Here is a 19,085-nt window from a genome sequence, read left to right on the forward strand (position 1 = left end):
ATACGCAGGAGGTCCGGCCGTGTCCCGTCCCCACCGCCTCACCGGTGCCGCCCTCGCCACGGCGGCGATGGCGCTGCTGTGCACCGCGGCCCCCTCGGCCGCGTCTCCCGGCCGCGACTCCGCGTGCACCGCGCCGGCCGGGCCGTACCAGCGACAGCTGGAGCGGCACCTCGGACGGCCCGTGGACGGCCGTCAGTCCGACGCCGACTGCCGGGCCATCCGGTCCTTCCAGACCGAGCGGGGCCGCCCGCATCCCGACGGGTTCGCCGACCTCGGCACGTACCGGGCGATGCTCGTGGTCGAGGCCACGCCGAATCCGAACGCCGCCGGCGACTGCCCCGTCGAGACCGGGCGCGTGACCTGCGTCGACATGGACCGCCAGTTGCTGTGGGTGCAGAAGGGGAAGGACGTCGTCTTCGCACCCGTGCCCATCCGCACCGGCCGCGACGCGGAGGAGACGCGGCCCGGCCGGCACACCATCTACTGGCGCGACCGCGACCACGTCTCCGACATCTACGACGACGCCCCCATGCCGTACTCGCAGTTCTTCGACGGCGGCCAGGCGCTGCACGGACACCCGGGCGACCTGTACGACGGCGGCGGGTCGGCGGGCTGCGTCAACCTCACGGTGGACGACGCGGCGAAGCTGTGGGACCTGCTCGCGCTGGACGACGTCGTCTACGTGTGGGGTGTGAAGCCCGGCACCGCCGACTGAGGGCCGTGCCCGGTCAGTCCTCGCCCTCCAGGTTTCCTTCCGTCTCCAGGAACACCTGGCGCAGCGCTTCGAGCACCGCCGGGTCGGGCTTGGCCCACATGCCGCGCGACTCGGCTTCCAGGAGTCGTTCCGCGATGCCGTGCAGGGCCCACGGGTTGGCCTGTTCGAGGAACGCGCGGTTCGCCGGGTCCAGGACATAGGCCTCGGTCAGCTTGTCGTACATCCAGTCCGCGACCACGCCCGTCGTGGCGTCGTAGCCGAAGAGGTAGTCGACGGTCGCGGCCAGCTCGAAGGCGCCCTTGTAACCGTGGCGGCGCATCGCCTCGATCCACTTCGGGTTGACGACCCGGGCGCGGAAGACGCGGGACGTCTCCTCGGTCAGCGTGCGGGTGCGGACCGTCTCGGGGCGGGTCGAGTCCCCGATGTACGCCTCCGGGGCGGTCCCCCTCAGCGCGCGGACCGTGGCGACCATTCCCCCGTGGTACTGGAAGTAGTCGTCGGAGTCCGCGATGTCGTGCTCGCGGGTGTCGGTGTTCTTCGCGGCGACCGCGATGCGCTTGTACGCGGTCTCCATCTCCTCCCTGGCCGGGCAGCCGTCCAGGTCCCGGCCGTAGGCGTAGCCGCCCCAGGTCGTGTAGACCTCGGCGAGGTCGGCGTCGGTGCGCCAGTCGCGCGAGTCGATGAGCTGGAGCAGCCCGGCGCCGTACGTGCCGGGGCGCGAGCCGAAGATCCGGGTGGTGGCCCGGCGCTCGTCCCCGTGCTCGGCGAGGTCCGCCTGCGCGTGCGCCCGTACGTGGTTGAGCCCGGCCGGTTCGTCGAGCGAGGCGGCCAGCCGGACCGCGTCGTCCAGCAGGCCGATGGTGTGCGGGAACGCGTCGCGGAAGAAGCCGCTGATGCGCAGGGTGACGTCGATGCGGGGGCGGCCGAGCTCGGCGGCCGGGATCGCCTCCAGGCCGGTGACGCGGCGCGAGGCGTCGTCCCAGACCGGGCGGACGCCGAGCAGGGCGAACGCCTCGGCGACGTCGTCGCCGGCGGTGCGCATGGCGCTCGTTCCCCAGAGCGAGAGGCCCACGGATTCCGGCCAGTCGCCGTTGTCCTTGCGGTAGCGGTCCAGGAGCGAGTCGGCCAGGGCCTGGCCGGTCTCCCAGGCGAGGCGGGAGGGGACGGCCTTGGGGTCCACGGAGTAGAAGTTGCGGCCGGTCGGGAGGACGTTGACGAGTCCCCGGAGGGGTGAGCCGGAGGGGCCCGCGGGCACGAAGCGCCCGTCGAGGGCGCGAACGCAGTGGTCCAGTTCGTCGGTGGTCCGGGCCAGGCGGGGGGCGACCTCTTCGGCGGCGAAGTCGAGGATGGCGGCGACGGAATCAAGCCCCTGCGGCGATTGAGCGGCGGGGTCCGGGGCGGAGCCCTCTGCCGGCGAACCGGGAACGGATGTGGCGACCGCGGCCACGGCCGAGCGCTCCCAGTTCGCGTCCTCCATCGCCTGGACCAGGGCCCGCGCCTGTTCCTCCACCGCGTCCGCGTCCGTGCGGGTCGCCGCCGACTCGTCGAGGCCCAACGCCTCGCGCAGGCCCGGCAGGGACGTCGTGCCGCCCCAGATCTGGCGGGCCCGGAGGATGGCCAGGATCAGGTTGACCCGGGCGGCCCCGGCCGGCGCGGCGCCGAGGACGTGCAGGCCGTCGCGGATCTGGACGTCCTTGATCTCGCAGAGCCAGCCGTCCAGATGCATGATGAAGTCGTCGAAGCCCTCGTCCTCCGGGCGGTCCTCGACGCCCAGGTCGTGGTCGAGCTTCGCGGCCTGGATCAGGGTCCAGATCTGGGCGCGGACGGCCGGCAGCTTGGCCGGGTCCATGGCGGCGATCTGGGCGTGCTCGTCCAGGAGTTGTTCGAGGCGGGCGATGTCGCCGTAGCTGTCGGCCCGGGCCATCGGCGGCACCAGGTGGTCCACGAGTGTGGCGTGCGCCCGGCGCTTGGCCTGGGTGCCCTCGCCGGGGTCGTTGACGAGGAACGGGTAGATCAGCGGGAGGTCGCCGAGCGCCGCGTCGGGGCCGCAGGCGGCGGACAGGCCCGCGTTCTTGCCGGGCAGCCACTCCAGGTTGCCGTGTTTGCCGAGGTGGACCATCGCGTCGGCGCCGAAGCCGTTGTCGTCGGCGCGGGCGGCGATCCAGCGGTAGGCGGCCAGGTAGTGGTGCGAGGGCGGCAGGTCCGGGTCGTGGTAGATCGCGATCGGGTTCTCGCCGAAGCCGCGCGGCGGCTGGATGAGGATGAGCAGGTTGCCCCGGCGCAGGGCCGCGAGCACGATGTCGCCCTCCGGGTTGCGGGAGCGGTCCACGAACATCTCGCCGGGCGGCGGGCCCCAGTGCTCCTCGACGGCCTCGCGGAGTGTGGCGGGGAGGGTGGCGTACCAGCGGCGGTAGTCGGCGGCGGGGATGCGGACCGGGTTGCGGGCGAGCTGGTCCTCGGTGAGCCAGGCCTGGTCGTGGCCGCCCGCCTCGATGAGGGCGTGGATCAGCTCGTCGCCGTCGCCGGACGCGAGGCCGGGGACCTCCTCCGTGCCGAAGTCGTAGCCCTCCTCGCGCAGCCGGCGCAGCAGGGCGACCGCGCTGGCGGGGGTGTCGAGTCCGACGGCGTTGCCGATACGGGAGTGCTTGGTCGGGTACGCGGACAGCACGAGGGCGATCCGCTTCCGGGCGTTCGGGATGTGGCGCAGCCGGGCGTGGCGTACGGCGGTGCCGGCCACGCGGGCGGCGCGTTCTTCGTCGGCGACGTAGGCGGGCAGGCCGTCCTCGTCGATCTCCTTGAAGGAGAACGGGACGGTGATCAGGCGGCCGTCGAACTCGGGCACCGCGATCTGGCTGGCGGCGTCCAGCGGGGACACGCCCTCGTCGTTGTCCTCCCAGTCGGCGCGGGAGCCGGTGAGGCAGAGCGCCTGGAGGATCGGCACGTCGAGCGCGGTGAGCGCGCCCGCGTCCCAGGACTCGTCGTCGCCGCCGGCCGACGCCTCGGCGGGCCGGGTGCCGCCTGCCGCGAGGACGGTGGTGACGATCGCGTCGGCGCCGCGCAGGGTCTCGATGAGCGCGGGTTCGGGGGTGCGCAGCGAGGCGACGTACAGCGGGAGGGCGCGGGCGCCCTGGGCCTCGACGGCAGCGCACAGGGTCTCGACGAAGGCGGTGTTGCCGCTCATGTGGTGGGCGCGGTAGTAGAGCACCGCCACGGTGGGGGCGGCGTCCTCGGGCGTCCGGGGTGTGCGCTCCAGCGGGCCCCAGGAGGGTGCGGCGGCGGGCGGTTCGAAGCCGTGGCCGGTGAGCAGGACGGTGTCGGAGAGGAAGCGGGCGAGCTGGTCCAGATTGGCGGGGCCGCCGTGCGCGAGGTAGGCGTGGGCCTCGGCGGCGATCCCGATGGGCACGGTGGATGCGGCCATCAGCTGGGCGTCGGGGGCCTGTTCGCCGGTGAGGACGACGACGGGGCGGCCGGTGGCGAGGACCTGGTCGAGGCCGTCCTGCCAGGCGCGGATTCCGCCGAGGAGCCGGACGACGACGAGGTCGGTGCCCTCCAGGAGGGCGGGCAGGTCCTGGAGCGGGAGGCGGGAGGGGTTCGCGTACCGGTAGCGGACCGGTCCGTCCGAGGCGCGGGCGCTGAGCAGGTCGGTGTCGGACGTCGACAGGAGCAGGATCATGCGGCGTCTGGCCTTCCTCGGGGTGTCCACGCCCCGGGCGGTGTCGAGATCCCCTGCTCGGACCTGCCGAACGTGCGGGGAAGGGAGTTCCTGACTCGCCCGGCCTGGTGGGGCCGGGCTCACAGTGGCGGGACCGCGCCGGAATCGCACCGGGCTTCCTCCCCTGTCGCCGTCTGTGGCGACGGCGGACCCGCGGGCCCGCCGGGGTCCGTCCGTGAAGACGGGCCCCGCAGGCATAGTACGGGCCGGGCTGCCCGACGGGTCATACGGATCGGAAGACGGGTCGTACAGATCGGATGAGATGGTCGGTATGCTCGCCGCCATGCCTCCCCCAGCCCCCCATTTCGCCCAGCCCGACGACGCCCGTTTCCGGTCGCGCGGCGACGCCTGCCCCGGTGCGCTGCGCCTGCACCGGGCCGACGACGGGGCGTTGGCGCGGGTGCGGGTGCCCGGTGGTGTGCTCGGCGCGGACCAGGCGGACGGGCTGCGGGAGTTGGCCGGACGGCTGGGCGATGGTGAGCTGCATCTCACTTCGCGCGGCAATGTGCAGCTGCGCGGTCTGGGTGCGGAGTGCGGGGGCGAACTGGCTTCTCGCATGTACGAAATGGGGCTTTTGCCCTCCGCGCGGCATGAGCGCGTCCGCAATGTGGTGGCCTCCCCGCTGTCCGGGCTCGACGGGCGCGGCGAGCGGGACGTCCGCCCGTGGCTGTCCGCGCTGGACGCGCTGGTGTGCGCGAGCGCGGAGGCGGCCGGCCTGTCGGGCCGGTTCCTGTTCGCGCTGGACGACGGGCGCGGCGATGCGGACGCGCTGGGCGCGGATGTGACGCTGCGGGCGCGGGCGGACGGGGACGCGGAGCTGCGGATCGGGGCGCTGGACGCGGTGGCCCGGATTCCGGGTGACGAGGCGCCGCGTGCCGCGCTGCTGGCGGCGACGGTGTTCCTGTCCATGGCAGCCGATTCCGGTTCCGGTGCGTGGCGGGTCGCCGAGCTGCCCGGGGGTGCCGGGCCGTTGTTCGACGAGGTGGTACGGCAGCTGGGCGCGGCCGGGCTGCCGGTCGCCCGGGCGACCGTGCCGGTGCCGGGCGGGGCGCCCCCGGCGCTCGGTGTGGTGACGGGGGCCGGCGGCACGGCCGCGCTGTCCGTCGGGCTGCCGCTCGGGCGGGCGGACGCGGTGCGGTGGCGGGCGCTGACGGATTTCGCCCGGGACCACGGCGCCGGCGAACTGCGGCTCACCCCGTGGCGCGGAGTCGTCGTGCCCGGCGTCCGGCGCGAGGAGGCGTCCGAGGCGCTCGACGCGCTGGAGGCGGTGGGCCTCGTCGTCGGGGACCGCTCGCCGTGGTCCGGGACGGGGGCGTGCATCGGGCGGCCGGGATGCGCGAAGTCCCGTGCGGATGTGCGGGGTGACGCCGCGTCAGCGCTGCCGGACGCCTCGCGTCCGGGCGCCCTGCCCGTCCACTGGTCCGGGTGCGAACGGCGCTGCGGGCACCCGCGCGGTGCGTGGGTCGACGTCGTCGCCGGCCCGGACGGCGGCTACCGGGTGTCCGTCGTACGGGACGGACGGCCCGGGGCCCCGGCGCGCGTCGCCGGCGACCCCGCCGCGCTGGCCGACGCCGTGGCGGCGGCCCGCAGAACCCGTCCCTGAACGGCACACGACAGCTTTTCCCACCCGAGTTTCCCGCCTGCTGAAGAGAGCGACACCACTGTGTACGAGTACGAGAAGGACGGACCGGCCATCTATCGCCAGTCCTTCGCCACCATCCGGGCGGAGGCGGACCTCGCCGGGCTGCCCGCGGACGTGAGCCAGGTCGCGGTCCGGATGATCCACGCCTGCGGGATGGTCGACCTCGTACGCGACCTCGGCTACACGCCCGGCGCGGTCGCCCGCGCCCGCGCGGCGCTGCGGGCCGGCGCGCCCATCCTCTGCGACGTGGCCATGGTCGCCAGCGGGGTCACCCGCAAGCGGCTGCCCGCGGACAACGAGGTGGTGTGCACCCTGTCCGACCCGGCGGTGCCCGGGCTCGCGGCGGAGCTGGGCACGACCCGCTCGGCGGCGGCCCTGGAGCTGTGGCGGGACCGCCTCGACGGGGCGGTCGTGGCCGTCGGGAACGCGCCGACCGCCCTGTTCCGGCTGCTGGAGATGATCGAGGAGGGGGCCCCGCGCCCCGCCGCCGTCATCGGTGTGCCGGTCGGGTTCGTCGGCGCCGCCGAGTCCAAGGACGCCCTGGCCGCCCACCCGTCGGGGCTCGACCACCTGATCGTGCGCGGCCGGCGCGGCGGGAGCGCCATCGCCGCCGCCGCGCTCAACGCCATCGCCAGCGAGGAAGAATGACCGTGAGCCAGCAGACGACGGGCCGGCCGGGCGAGCGGCGGACGGGCCGGCTCTACGGGGTCGGGCTCGGCCCCGGCGACCCGGCGCTGATGACCCTGCGCGCGGTGGAGGCCATCGCCGAGGCGGACGTCGTCGCCTACCACAGCGCCCGGCACGGCCGGTCCATCGCCCGGTCCATCGCGGCGGAGCACCTGCGCGCCGACCACATCGAGGAGGCCCTGGTCTATCCGGTCACCACGGAGACCACGGACCACCCGGGCGGCTACCGGGGCGCGATGGAGGACTTCTACACCGAGGCGGCGGCCCGGCTCGCGGACCACCTGGACGCGGGGCGCACGGTCGCCGTGCTCGCCGAGGGCGACCCGATGTTCTACGGCTCGTACATGCACATGCACAAGCGGCTGGCCGACCGCTACCCGGCCGAGGTGATCCCCGGGGTGACCTCGGTCAGCGCCGCCGCCGCGCGGCTCGGGACCCCGCTCGCGGAGGGCGAGGAGGTCCTGACGATCCTGCCGGGCACCCTGCCCGAGGAGGAGCTGACCGCCCGGCTGGCCGCGACCGACGCCGCCGTCGTGATGAAGCTCGGCCGGACGTTCCCCGCCGTGCGCCGCGCGTTCGAGGCGTCGGGCCGGCTGCCCGAGGCCCGCTATGTGGAACGCGCCACGATGGCCGGGGAGCGGCTGGGCGTGCTCGCGGACACGGACGCGGACTCGGTGCCGTACTTCGCGGTCGCCGTGCTGCCGAGCCGGATCGACGCCCGCCCGGAGCGCTCCCCGGGCGACGGTGAGGTGGCGGTCGTCGGCACCGGCCCGGCCGGGCCGCTGTGGCTGACGCCCGAGACGCGCGGGGCGCTGGCCGAGGCGGACGACCTGGTCGGCTACACGACCTATCTGGCCCGGGTGCCGGTCCGGCCCGGGCAGGTCCGGCACGGCTCGGACAACAAGGTGGAGTCGGAGCGGGCGGAGTTCGCGCTCGACCTGGCCCGGCGCGGGCGGCGGGTCGCCGTGGTGTCCGGCGGCGACCCGGGGGTCTTCGCGATGGCGACGGCGGTCCTCGAAGTCGCGTCGCGCGAGGAGTACGCGGAGGTGCCGGTGCGGGTGCTGCCGGGGGTGACGGCGGCGAACGCGGCGGCGGCCCGGGCGGGTGCGCCGCTGGGCCACGACTACGCGGCGATCTCGCTGTCGGACCGGCTCAAGCCGTGGGAGGTCATCGCGCGCCGGCTGTCCGCCGCCGCCTCGGCGGACCTGGTGCTCGCGCTGTACAACCCCGGTTCGCGGAGCCGGACCTGGCAGGTCGGGAAGGCGCGGGACCTGCTCCTCGAACACCGCTCCCCCGACACGCCGGTGGTCCTCGGCCGGGACGTCGGCGGGCCGGGCGAGAGCGTACGGACGGTGCGCCTCGGCGACCTCGATCCGGCCGAGGTGGACATGCGCACGATCCTGATCGTCGGGTCCTCGCAGACCCGGTGGGGGCGGCGGGGCGACGGCACGCAGATCGTGTGGACGCCGCGCCGCTACCCGGAGAGCTGATCCGTCAGCCAGGCCAGGGCGGCTTCCGGGGAGCCGGCCACCGCGCCTCCCTCGGGGACCGGTGGCCGGCGGACCACGACCACGGGGATGCCGGCCTCGCGGGCGGCGGTCAGCTTGGGGGCCGTCGCGGCGCCGCCGCTGTCCTTGGTGACGAGGACGTCGATCCGGTGGCGGCGGATCAGCTCGCGCTCGCCCTCCAGGGTGAAGGGGCCCCGGTCGAGCAGGACCTCCATCCGGGCCGGGTGCGGCGGCTGCGGGGCGTCCACGGACCGCGCCAGGAACCACAGGTCGTCCAGGTCCGCGAAGGCGGCGAGCCCCATGCGGCCCGTGGTGAGGAAGACGCGCCGCCCCAGCGCGGGCAGCGCCCCGGCCGCCTCGGCCAGGGAGCCGGCCGGGTGCCAGTCGTCACCGGCACCGGGCACCCAGCCGGGCCGGCGCAGCATGAGCAGGGGAACATGGGCCGCGGCGGCTGCGGCGGCCGCGTTGAAGGTGATCGTCCCGGCGAAAGGATGGGTGGCGTCGATGAGCGCGCGCACCCGGTGCGAGCGGAGCCAGTCCGCCAGCCCGTCGGCTCCGCCGAAGCCGCCGACCCGGACCTCTCCGGGCGGCGGCTTCGGCCGGGCCACCCGGCCCGCGAGGGAGCTGGTGACCCTGCTTCCGGCGGGCAGCTGGGCCACCAGCAGCTCGGCGAGACGGCGGGCCTCCGTCGTCCCGCCCAGAATCAGTACGTGCACGGGGACCATCCATGAGTGAGGCGAAAGGCGGGCGCGGCGCCCAACTCAAGCACACCGGTCTGCGGCCCGGCTGGACGACCGGTGCCTGCGCGACGGCCGCCGCGACGGCCGCGTACACGGCGCTGCTGAGCGGGGACTTCCCGGACCCGGTGACGATCACGCTGCCCCGGGGCCAGACCCCGGCGTTCGCGCTGGCCGTGGAGGAGCTGGGCGACGGGCGGGCGACGGCGGGCGTGGTCAAGGACGCGGGCGACGACCCCGACGTGACGCACGGCGCCCTGGTGCGGGTGAGCGTGCGGGCGCTGCCGCCGGGCTCGGGCGTGGTGTTCCGGGCCGGGCCCGGGGTGGGCACGGTGACGCTGCCGGGGCTGCCGCTGGACGTCGGCGAACCGGCGGTGAACCCGGTGCCGCGTCAGATGATCCGGGACCACCTCGCGCGGGTCGCTGCGGCGCACGGCGGGTCCGGGGACGTCGAGGTGACGATCGGCGTGGACCACGGCGAGGAGATCGCCCGCTCCACCTGGAACCCGCGCCTGGGCATCCTGGGCGGCCTGTCGATCCTCGGCACGACCGGGGTCGTGGTGCCGTACTCCTGCTCGGCGTGGATCGACTCGATCCGCCGGGGCGTGGACGTGGCGCGCGCGGCGGGGCACACCCATGTCGCCGGGTGCACGGGCTCCACCTCGGAGAGGACGGTGGTCGCCGAGTACGGGCTGCCGGAGATCGCGCTGCTGGACATGGGGGACTTCGCGGGCGCGGTCCTCAAATACGTGCGCCGCCACCCGGTGGACCGGCTCACCGTGTGCGGCGGGTTCGCCAAGCTGTCGAAGCTCGCCGCCGGCCATCTGGACCTCCACTCGGGGCGCTCCCAGGTCGACAGGGCGTACCTGGCGGAGCTGGCCCGGCGCGGCGGTGCCGGCGAGGCCCTGGCCGCCGAGATCGCCGTCGCCAACACCGGTCTGGCCGCGCTGCGGTTGTGCCAGGCGGGCGGGGTGCCGCTGGGCGATCTGGTGGCCGTTGCCGCGCGGGACCAGGCGCTGTCGGTGCTGCGGGGCGCGCCGGTGGCGGTGGACGTGATCTGCATCGACCGGGCGGGGACCGTGGTCGGGCGCAGCCCCGTACGCTGACCCGCCCGGGCGGGCCGCGGTCAGCAGGTGTGGCGGTCGCGGGCGGGCGAGTAGAGGTGGCTGTCGTGGAACTGCTCGGCGCCCAGGGTGCGGCCGACCATGATCACGGCGGTGCGGATGACTCCCTGGGCCTTCACCTGTGCGGCGATGTCGTCCAGGGTGCCGCGCAGGACGAGTTCGTCGGGGCGTGAGGCCATCGCGACGACGGCGGCCGGGCAGTCCGCCCCGTAGTGCGGCAGCAGCTCCTCGACGACGCGTTCCACGTAGCGGGCCGCGAGGTGCAGGACGATCAGCGCGCCGCTGCGGCCGAGGGTGGCCAGGTCCTCGCCCTCCGGCATGGCGGTGGCCCGCTGGGCGATCCGGGTCAGGATGACGGTCTGGCCGACGGTCGGCACGGTCAGCTCGCGCTTGAGGGCCGCCGCGGCGGCGGCGAACGCGGGCACGCCCGGGACCACCTCGTACGGCACGCCGGCCTCGTCCAGGCGCCGCATCTGCTCGTTGACCGCGCTGAACACCGAGGGGTCGCCGGAGTGCAGCCGCGCCACGTCGTGGCCGGCCCGGTGCGCGGCGACGAGTTCGGCGGTGATGGCGTCGATGTCGAGCTGCGCGGTGTCCACCAGGCGGGCGTCGTCCGGGCACTCGGCCAGGAGTTCGCGGGGCACCAGGCTGCCCGCGTACAGGCACACCCGGCAGGCGGCGAGCGTGCGCGCGCCGCGCACCGTGATCAGGTCGGCGGCGCCGGGGCCCGCGCCGATGAAGTACACGGTCATCTGTCGTCTCCTGAGGGTTGTGCGGGGGCCGTTGCGGGGTCCGTGGGCTTGCGTACGGACCACTGGGTGACGGGCATGGCCTGGCGCCAGCCGGTGAACGTGCCGACGGGCACGGCGTGCGACACGGCGAGGCGGACCAGCTCACCGCCGTGCGCCTTGTGCCGGGCCGCGAGCAGCGCCTCGGACTCCAGGGTGACCGTGTTGGCGACCAGCCGGCCGCCGGGCGGGAGCGCGGCGAGGCAGGTGTCGAGGAGGCCGGGGGCGGTGAGGCCGCCGCCGATGAACACGGCGTCCGGAGCGGGCAGTTTGGCCAGGACGCCGGGCGCGCGGCCGGTGACGACGCGGAGGCCGGGCACGCCGAGCCGGTCGGCGTTGGCCGCGATGCGCGCCGCGCGGACGGGGTCGCGTTCGACGGTGACGGCCCGGCAGGACGGGTGGACGCGCATCCACTCGATCGCGACGGAGCCGGAGCCGCCGCCGATGTCCCAGAGGAGTTCGCCGGGGGCGGGGGCGAGCACGCCGAGCGTGACGGCCCGGACGTGACGCTTCGTCAGCTGCCCGTCGTGGTCGTACGCCTCGTCCGGCAGGCCCGGTACGGCGCCGAGGCGCAGCGCCCCCGGGGCGGCCCGGCACTCGACGGCGACGACGTTGAGCGGGTCCCCTGCGGGGTGGTCCCAGGTGTCCGCCGTGCCCTCGGCGCACGCCTCGTCCTCGCCGCCGAGCTGTTCCAGGACCCGCATGCGGCTGGGGCCGAAGCCGTGGTCGCGCAGCAGTGCGGCGACGGTGGCCGGGGTGGTGGCGTCGGCGCTGAGGACGAGGAGCCGGCGTCCGTCGTGCAGGGCGGCGGCCAGCCGGGCGGCGGGGCGGCCGACGAGGGTGACGACCTCGGTGTCCTCCACCGGCCAGCCGATCCGGGCGCAGGCGTAGGAGACGGAGGAGGGGTGCGGCAGGACGTGCGGCCGTCCGGCGCCCAGGACTTCGGTGAGGGCCCGGCCGATCCCGTAGAACATGGGGTCGCCGCTGGCGAGGACGGCGATGCGGCGGCCCGCGTGCGCGGCGAGCAGACCGGGGACGGCGGGGCGCAGGGGTGAGGGCCAGGGCACGCGGGTGCCCGCGCACTCGGGTGGCAGGAGGCCGAGTTGCCGGTCGGCGCCGATGAGGACCTGGGCGTCCGTCAGTGCCGCACGCGCCGGTCCGGTGAGCCCGGCCCAGCCGTCGGCGCCGATCCCGACCACGGTGACTGCGGGCGGACGGGGGTGCTCGGGGGTCACGGACGGTACCTCGGGTCTCGGGGGCTTGCGCGCACCCGCACTCTACTGGCCGGTCACGGGCGGCCCGGAGGCGGCTGGGAGCTTCCTCCAGGCGGAGCCGCACCTGCCATGTGTTTTCCGATGGAAAGCTGTAAATGCCATGTGATCACCCCTACGCTTTGGCACATGCTGTTCTCCATGACTCCTGCTTCCACTCAGCGGCGCGCCGCCGCCGCCCTCGTCGTCGTGGGCCTGCTCACCCCCCTCACCGCGTGCGGCGGCGACGGCACCGAAGACACGAGCACCCGCCTCACCGTCCTTGCCGCGTCCTCGCTCACCGATGTGTTCGAGGAGGCGGGCGCGGCGTACGAGAAGGAGCACCCGGGCACCGAGGTGACGTTCTCCTTCGCCGGGTCGCAGGAGCTGGCCGCGCAGGTCGGGCAGGGTGCCCCCGCCGACGCGCTGGTCACGGCCGACACGAAGACGATGGACGGGCTGAAGTCGGACACCGGCACACCGGTCGTCATCGCGAAGAACCGTCTCGTCATCGCCACCGGCAAGGGCAACCCGGAGAAGGTCGAGAGCCTCGAGGACCTCGCGGACAAGCGGCTGAAGGTGGTCCTCGCCGCGCCCGAGGTGCCGGTGGGGCGGTACAGCAGGCAGATCCTGGACGCGCAGAGGATCACCGTGAAACCGGTCTCGCAGGAGCCCAACGTGCGCGCGGTGCTCAGCAAGGTCGAGCTGGGCGAGGCGGACGCCGGGCTGGTCTACCGCACCGATGTCGCCTCGGCCGCGGGCAAGGTCGGCTCGGTCGACATCCCGGACGAGCAGAACGCCGTCGCCTCGTACCCGGCGGCGACCCTGAGGACCAGCGAGCACGCCGCGGCGGCCGAGGCGTTCGTAAAGTGGCTGTCCTCGCCCGAGGCACAAAAGATCCTGACCGGTGCGGGCTTCCAGCAGCCGTAGCGTGGACAAGGAACGCCGATGAACCGACCCCGTGGCCGCGCGCCGCTCGTGCTGGCCCTCCCCGCGCTCCTGGCCGTCGCGTTCCTGCTGCTGCCGCTGGCCGGCATCCTGGCCAGGACCTCGTGGGGCGAGCTGGGCACCCACCTCACCGGCGAGGGCACGACCAGGGCGCTGACGCTGTCGCTGATCGTCTCCGGCTGGGCGCTGCTCCTCTCCCTCGTCCTGGGTGTGCCGCTGGCCTGGCTGCTGGCCCGGGTCGACTTCCCCGGCAAGGTCTTCGTCCGCTCGCTGGTGCTGCTGCCGATGGTGCTGCCGCCCACGGTCGGCGGGGTCGCGCTGCTCCTCGGCTTCGGCCGCCGGGGGCTGCTGGGGCCGTGGCTGGAGGACTGGTTCGGGATCACGCTGCCGTTCCACACCTCCGGCGCGGTGCTCGCGGCGACCTTCGTCGCCATGCCGTTCCTGGTCATCAGCCTTGAGGGCGCGCTCGGCGGGCTGCGGCCCCGTTACGAGGAGACCGCGGCCTCCCTGGGGGCTTCGCCGGTACGGGTGTTCTTCACGGTCACCCTGCCGATGGTGGCCCCCGGACTGGCCGCCGGAGCGGCCCTGACCTGGGCCCGGGCGCTCGGCGAGTTCGGCGCGACCATCACCTTCGCGGGCAACCTCCCCGGCACCACGCAGACCCTGCCCCTCCAGGTCTACCTGCTGCTCCAGGACGACCCGGAGGCGGCGACCTCGGTGTCCCTGCTGCTGCTCGTCATCGCCATGGCGGTGCTGCTCGCGCTGCGGGGGCGGTGGACGGGGACGCCGCCGGAGCGCACCCGGCGGGAGGCCGTGGCGGACGAACCGGCGGCGGACGCCCCCTCCCCCGTCGCGCCCCCGGCCGTACGGGAGAGCTGGCCGCTGCACGCCGAGGTCACCGGCTTCAACGAGCTGACCCTCGACGCGGAGGCCGGCACCACCATCGCCGTCGTCGGCCCCAACGGCGCCGGCAAGACGACCCTGCTGCGCGCCCTGCTCGGCCTCACCCCGCGCGCCCACGCCCGGCTCCTGCTGGGCGGCACCGACGTCACCGCCCTGCCCGCCCACCGCCGGGGCGTCGCCTGGGTCCCGCAGGACGGCGCGCTGTTCCCGCACCTGAGCACCCTCGCCAACACCGCCTACGGGCTGCGCGCCCGGGGCGTGCCGCGCGCCGAGGCCCGGCGCACCGCGCAGGAGTGGCTGGACCGGCTCGGGGTCGGGCAGCTGGCCGCGCACCGCCCCGCCCAGGTCTCCGGCGGCCAGGCACAGCGCGTCGCGCTGGCCCGCGCGCTGGCCGCCCGTCCGCGCCTGCTGCTGCTCGACGAACCGCTCGCCGCGCTCGACCAGACGACCCGGTCCCGGGTCCGGCACACGCTGCGCCGCCATCTCGACGGGTTCGGCGGTGTCTGCCTCATCGTCACGCACGACCCGGTGGAGGCCGTCGCGCTCGCCGACCGGGTCCTCGTCCTGGAGGCCGGCCGCGCGCTCCAGGACGCCCCGCCCGCCGAGGTGACCCGGCACCCGCGCTCCCCCTGGGTCGCCCGGATGCTCGGCCGCAACGCCTGGCCCGGCACCGCCACCGCCGACGGCCTGGAGCTCCCGGGCGGCGGTCGCCTCGTCGCGGCCGACCCGCTGCCCGCCGGGGTGCCCGCGCTCGCGGTGATCGCGCCCGAGGCCGTCGCCGTGCACCGGGAGAAGCCGGCCGGCAGCCCGCGCAACGTGTGGCCTGGGACGGTGCGCGAGATCACGGCGGGCGGGAGCCGGCTCCGGGTGCTGGTGGGGTCGGAGCGGGCGCCCGACCTGGTCGCCGAGATCACCCCGCAGGCCGCCGCCGAGCTGTCCCTGGCGGACGGGGCGCGGGTGTGGACCAGCGTCAAGGCCACCGAAGTGACGCTCGTGGCGCTCTGAGCCTCAGTAGACGTCCCGCACGTACCGCTTGTCGGCGGCGAGCTGCTTCACGTACAGGGCGGCGGCCTCCGGGTCGAGCCCGCCGTGCGCGACCGCGATGTCGCGCAGCGCCCGGTCGACGTCCTTCGCCATCCGGGCCGCGTCGCCGCACACGTAGAAGTGGGCGCCGTCGCGCAGCCAGGACCACAGCTTCGCGCCGTGCTCGCGCATCCGGTCCTGGACGTAGACCTTGGCGCGCTGGTCGCGCGAGAAGGCGGTGTCCAGGCGGGTGAGGGTGGAGTCCGCGAGGAAGGACGTCAGCTCCTCCTCGTAGAAGAAGTCGGTGGCCCGGTGCTGCTCCCCGAAGAGCAGCCAGTTGGGGCCCGGGTCGCGGCGGGCGCGGCGCTCCTCCAGGAAGCCGATGAAGGGGGCGACGCCGGTCCCGGGGCCGACCATGACCATCGGTGCGTCGGGGCGGGCCGGTGGCCGGAAGTGCGGGGCCCGGCGGACGAAGACCGGGACGCGGGTGTCGGGCTCGGCGTCCGCGAGGAAGGGCGAGCAGACCCCGGCGCGCGGGCGGCCGTTGGGGTTCTCGTAGCGGACGACGGAGACCGTCAGGGAGAGGCGGCCGGGGTCGGTGAGCGGGCTGGACGATATCGAGTACAGGCGGGGCTGGAGCGGCTTGAGGACGCCGGCCCACTCCTCGGGGGTGGCCTTGACCGGGTATTCGGCGAGGACGTCGACGGCCTGGCGGCCCCAGGACCAGCGGGCCAGCTCGCCCTTGTTGTCGGGCCGCAGCATCTTCTTCAGGTCCCGGTCGCCGGTGCGTTCGGTGACGAAGCCGAGGAGGGCGGGGGTCAGGCGGGTGATGTCCAGGTGGGTGCGGAGCGCGTCGCCGAGCCGGAGACCGCCGGCGCCGGAGACCTCGATCCCGGTGTCGGGGTCGAGGCCGGTCACGGAGAGCCATTCGGCCACCAGGTCCGGGTGGTTGGCGGCGTGGACGCCGAGCGCGTCCCCGGCCGCGTAGTCGAGGGCGGTCCCGGTCCCGCCGGTGTCGAAGGTGAACCGGCGGACCTCCTTGCCGGAGCCGGGCCGGCCGAGCAGCCGGTTGCCGGCCAGCCGGGCGGTGACGGGGGCGGGCCTGGGGGCCCGGGCCGGGGCGGGCGGGGGCGCGGGCGCCGGCGCGGGGGCCGGGGCGGCGGGCGGGGCGGTGAGCCCGGCCAGGACCTGGTCGAGCCAGCTCAGCGCGGACGGTTCGTAGTCGGGTTCGCAGTCGGTGCGCGGGGCGAGGCGGACGGCCCCCAGCTCGTCCAGCCGCCGGTCCAGCCTGCGCCCGTGCCCGCAGAAGTCGTCGTAGGAGGAGTCGCCGAAGGCCAGGACGGCGTACCGCCTGCCGTCCAGGGGCGGGAGGTCCGCCGCCGTCAGGGCCTCCCAGAAGCGGGAGCCGTTGTCCGGCGCGTCGCCGTCCCCGAAGGTGCTGGTGATCAGGAGGAGGTCGGCGGCCGGCGGCAGGGCGCGCGGGTCCGCCTGGTCCATGCCGAGGAGCCGGGTGCGGTGGCCCGTGGCGGTGAGCCGGTCGGCGGTGGCGACGGCGAACTCCTCGGCGTTGCCGGTCTGCGAGGCCCACAGCACGACGACCTCGCGGCCGGGGGCCTCGGCGGCGGGGGCGGGCGCGGGGTCCTCGGCGGGCGGCCCGGTGCGCGAGTACATGCCGGCCAGGACGCCGTTCACCCAGCGCGCGTGCTCGGCGCTGAAGGGCGCGCCGGGCGGGAGGACGGGGACGCCGGGGGCGCCCAGGGGCAGCCCGGCGAGGAAGCCGACGAGGTACTGGCGCTCGTGCTCGGCGAGGACCGGGGGCGGGGTGGTGTCCAGGCCGAAGACGGCGGCGGTCGCGGGCACATCCGCGGCGGAAGGCGGCGGCGCCGCCACCTTCGTCAGCGTCACCGCGCACACCTTGAACTCCGGCTGGTGGGAGACCGGGTCCACGGCGTCGCCGGTCACCGCGTTGACGCTGAGGTATTCGCCGAACAGGTCGTTCCAGTGGAAGGGCGCGAAGCAGCAGCCCGGGGCCACCCGGTCGGTGACCACGGCCGGCAGCACGGCCCGCCCGCGCCGGGACTCGACCTCCACCGGGTCGCCGTCCGCGAGGCGCAGGCGTGCCGCGTCCTCGGGGTGCACCTCCACGAACGGTCCGGGGTCGAGCCGGTTGAGCTTGGCGACCTTGCCGGTCTTGGTGAGGGTGTGCCACTGGTGCTGGACGCGGCCGGTGTTGAGCAGGAAGGGGTAGTCGTCGTCCGGCATCTCGGCCGCCGGGACGTGGGGGCGGGCGAAGAAGCGGGCGCGTCCGGTCGGGGTCGGGAAGACCGGTCCGCCGCCGTCCGGGGCGAGATAGCGGATGGGGTTGCGGTCCGGGCCGTCCGGGGTGGGGGCGGGCCACTGGACGGGGGCGGTGCGCAGCCGTTCGTACGTCACGCCCCGGAGGTCGTAGCCGGTGCGGGGGTTGGCGGCGCGCTTGATCTCCTCGAAGACCTCCTCGGCGCTGTCGTACGTGAAGGCGTCCTCGTATCCCATGGCGCAGGCGATACGGGCGATGATCCGCCAGTCCGCGAGGGCTTCGCCGGGGGGCTCGACGGCCGGGCGGGCGAGGGTGAGGTTGCGTTCGCTGTTGACGAGTACGCCCTCCGTCTCGCTCCACAGGGCGCCGGGCAGGACGACGTCGGCGTAGGCGTTGGTCTCGGTGTCGGCGAACACGTCCTGGGTGATGACGAGCTCGGCGGCCTCCAGGGCCTCGATGACGGTACGGCGGTTGGCGACGGAGGCGACGGGGTTGGTGCAGATGATCCAGCACGCCTTGATGTCGCCGGCCGCCATCCGCTGGAACATCTCGACCGTCCCCCGGCCGCACTCGTCCTTGCGCAGGGTGCCGGGGGCGAGCCCCCACAGCTCCTCGGTGAAGGCGCGGTCCTCGTCGTCCAGGAGGGAGCGCTGGCCGGGCAGGCCGGGTCCCATGTAGCCCATCTCCCGCCCGCCCATGGCGTTGGGCTGGCCGGTGAGCGAGAGGGGGCCGCTGCCGGGGCGGCAGATCGCGCCGGTCGCGAGGTGGAGGTTGATCAGCGCGTTGGTGTTCCAGGTGCCGTGGGTGGACTGGTTGAGCCCCATCGTCCAGCAGCTCGTCCACTCCCCCGCCCCGCCGATCCACCGGGCGGCGAGGCGGAGGTCGTCCTCCGGGACGCCGGTGATCTCGGCGACGGTGGCGGGCGGGTAGCCGGCCAGGAATTCCGGCATCTCCTCCCAGCCCTCGGTGTGCGCGGCGATGAACGCGGGGTCGGTGTGCCCGTTCGCGTGGAGCAGGTGCAGGAGGCCGTTGAGGAGGGCCAGGTCGGTGCCGGGGTTGACGCGCAGGAAGAGGTCGGCCCGGTCGGCGGTGGCGGTGCGCCGGGGGTCCACGACGATGAGCTTGGCGCCGGCCTTGACGCGGTCCAGGAGGCGCAGGAAGAGGACCGGGTGGCAGTCGGCCATGTTGGACCCGATGACGAGGAAGACGTCCGCGCGGTCCAGGTCGTCGTAGGAGCCGGGCGGCCCGTCCGCGCCGAGCGACAGCTTGTAGCCGCTGCCCGCGCTCGCCATGCACAGCCGCGAGTTGGACTCGACGCGGTTGGTGCGGACGAAGCCCTTGGCCAGCTTGTTGGCGAGGTACTGCGCCTCCAGGCTCAGCTGCCCGGACACGTAGAACGCGACGGCGTCCGGTCCGTGGGTGTCGATGACCGCCCGAAGCCGCCGCGCGGTGGACGCGACCGCCTCGTCCACGCCCACCGGTACGGGCTCCGCGCCGCGCTCCGGCCGCACCAGGGCGGTGGTCAGCCGGCCGGGGGCGGCGAGCAGGTCGGCGGTGGTCGCGCCCTTGGTGCAGAGCCGTCCCGCGTTGGCGGGGTGGGCCTTGTCGCCCGACGCCTTGAGGACCGTACGGCGTCCGCCGGGCCCGGCCGCGACGTCGAGGACCATTCCGCAGCCCACCCCGCAGTACGAGCAGACCGTGCGGACCTGAGTGGCGTCGGCCGACGAGCTCTGTGGGGGCACCGGGGAGACC

Annotated in this window: 12 protein-coding genes and 1 riboswitch; of the genes, 7 read left to right on the top strand and 5 right to left on the bottom strand. The window is 75.2% G+C overall.

Annotation, left to right across the window (positions count from 1 at the left end; all coding sequences use genetic code 11):
- Positions 1–19: 19 nt before the first annotated feature.
- Entirely contained in the window at positions 20–715 is a 696-nt protein-coding gene (locus FKN01_RS21530) for a L,D-transpeptidase (RefSeq protein WP_143623083.1), read from the top strand.
- 13 nt (positions 716–728) lie between these two features.
- On the opposite strand, the gene cobN is transcribed toward FKN01_RS21530, so the two are convergent.
- Positions 729–4,388: a cobaltochelatase subunit CobN gene (gene cobN, locus FKN01_RS21535; RefSeq protein WP_143623085.1), complete on the bottom strand. Its 3,660-nt coding sequence runs from the start codon at positions 4,386–4,388 to the stop codon at positions 729–731.
- Between the two features lie 84 nt (positions 4,389–4,472).
- A riboswitch (cobalamin riboswitch) is annotated at positions 4,473–4,549 on the bottom strand.
- Between the two features lie 140 nt (positions 4,550–4,689).
- Between cobN and cobG the strand changes: the two genes are divergently transcribed.
- Genes cobG through FKN01_RS21550 form a run of 3 tightly spaced genes read left to right on the top strand, consistent with a single transcriptional unit; the run spans position 4,690 to position 8,246 of the window.
- Positions 4,690–6,030 carry a precorrin-3B synthase gene (cobG, locus tag FKN01_RS21540; protein WP_143623087.1) on the top strand — a complete coding sequence of 447 codons (1,341 nt, stop codon included), beginning with the start codon at positions 4,690–4,692 and terminating at the stop codon, positions 6,028–6,030.
- Positions 6,031–6,090: 60 nt separating this feature from the next.
- The gene (locus FKN01_RS21545; RefSeq protein WP_143623089.1) at positions 6,091–6,717 is read left to right on the top strand and encodes a precorrin-8X methylmutase; all 627 of its coding nucleotides are present in this window, start codon (positions 6,091–6,093) and stop codon (positions 6,715–6,717) included.
- Positions 6,714–8,246 (top strand): precorrin-2 C(20)-methyltransferase, encoded by a 1,533-nt coding sequence (locus tag FKN01_RS21550; protein WP_143623091.1) that lies wholly within the window; start codon positions 6,714–6,716, stop codon positions 8,244–8,246. Before FKN01_RS21545 ends, FKN01_RS21550 begins: the two co-directional genes overlap by 4 nt.
- On the opposite strand, the gene FKN01_RS21555 is transcribed toward FKN01_RS21550, so the two are convergent.
- Positions 8,231–8,980, bottom strand: a complete 750-nt coding sequence (locus FKN01_RS21555) for a cobalt-precorrin-6A reductase (RefSeq protein ID WP_143623093.1) — start codon at positions 8,978–8,980, stop codon at positions 8,231–8,233. The genes FKN01_RS21550 and FKN01_RS21555 overlap by 16 nt on opposite strands.
- Before the next feature lie 11 nt (positions 8,981–8,991).
- Between FKN01_RS21555 and FKN01_RS21560 the strand changes: the two genes are divergently transcribed.
- Positions 8,992–10,107 (top strand): cobalt-precorrin-5B (C(1))-methyltransferase, encoded by a 1,116-nt coding sequence (locus tag FKN01_RS21560; protein ID WP_143623095.1) that lies wholly within the window; start codon positions 8,992–8,994, stop codon positions 10,105–10,107.
- 20 nt (positions 10,108–10,127) lie between these two features.
- On the opposite strand, the gene cobM is transcribed toward FKN01_RS21560, so the two are convergent.
- On the bottom strand, positions 10,128–10,877 hold the full coding sequence (gene cobM / locus FKN01_RS21565) for a precorrin-4 C(11)-methyltransferase (protein WP_143623097.1): 750 nt from the start codon (positions 10,875–10,877) through the stop codon (positions 10,128–10,130).
- Positions 10,874–12,148 (bottom strand): precorrin-6y C5,15-methyltransferase (decarboxylating) subunit CbiE, encoded by a 1,275-nt coding sequence (cbiE, locus tag FKN01_RS21570; protein ID WP_143623099.1) that lies wholly within the window; start codon positions 12,146–12,148, stop codon positions 10,874–10,876. Before cbiE ends, cobM begins: the two co-directional genes overlap by 4 nt.
- A 165-nt stretch (positions 12,149–12,313) precedes the next feature.
- Between cbiE and modA the strand changes: the two genes are divergently transcribed.
- Positions 12,314–13,093 (top strand): molybdate ABC transporter substrate-binding protein, encoded by a 780-nt coding sequence (gene modA, locus FKN01_RS21575; protein WP_398932903.1) that lies wholly within the window; start codon positions 12,314–12,316, stop codon positions 13,091–13,093.
- Between the two features lie 18 nt (positions 13,094–13,111).
- Positions 13,112–15,019, top strand: a complete 1,908-nt coding sequence (locus FKN01_RS21580; RefSeq protein WP_143623101.1) for an ABC transporter permease — start codon at positions 13,112–13,114, stop codon at positions 15,017–15,019.
- A 3-nt stretch (positions 15,020–15,022) separates the two neighbouring features.
- Here FKN01_RS21580 and FKN01_RS21585 read toward each other — a convergent pair whose 3' ends face one another.
- Positions 15,023–19,075 (bottom strand): bifunctional nitrate reductase/sulfite reductase flavoprotein subunit alpha, encoded by a 4,053-nt coding sequence (locus FKN01_RS21585; protein WP_143623103.1) that lies wholly within the window; start codon positions 19,073–19,075, stop codon positions 15,023–15,025.
- Positions 19,076–19,085: the final 10 nt, after the last annotated feature.

Origin of the sequence: Streptomyces sp. 130, assembly GCF_007096885.1 — a bacterium.
In the GTDB taxonomy this organism is placed as follows: domain Bacteria; phylum Actinomycetota; class Actinomycetes; order Streptomycetales; family Streptomycetaceae; genus Streptomyces.

Bases quoted from the DNA above. Each gene is read 5' to 3' on its own strand.
- cobN (WP_143623085.1), bottom strand. From the start codon at position 4,388: ATGATCCTGCTCCTGTCGACGTCCGACACCGACCTGCTCAGCGCCCGC.
- cobG (WP_143623087.1), top strand. From the start codon at position 4,690: ATGGTCGGTATGCTCGCCGCCATGCCTCCCCCAGCCCCCCATTTCGCC.
- FKN01_RS21550 (WP_143623091.1), top strand. From the start codon at position 6,714: ATGACCGTGAGCCAGCAGACGACGGGCCGGCCGGGCGAGCGGCGGACG.
- FKN01_RS21560 (WP_143623095.1), top strand. From the start codon at position 8,992: ATGAGTGAGGCGAAAGGCGGGCGCGGCGCCCAACTCAAGCACACCGGT.
- cobM (WP_143623097.1), bottom strand. From the start codon at position 10,877: ATGACCGTGTACTTCATCGGCGCGGGCCCCGGCGCCGCCGACCTGATC.
- modA (WP_398932903.1), top strand. From the start codon at position 12,314: ATGCTGTTCTCCATGACTCCTGCTTCCACTCAGCGGCGCGCCGCCGCC.
- FKN01_RS21580 (WP_143623101.1), top strand. From the start codon at position 13,112: ATGAACCGACCCCGTGGCCGCGCGCCGCTCGTGCTGGCCCTCCCCGCG.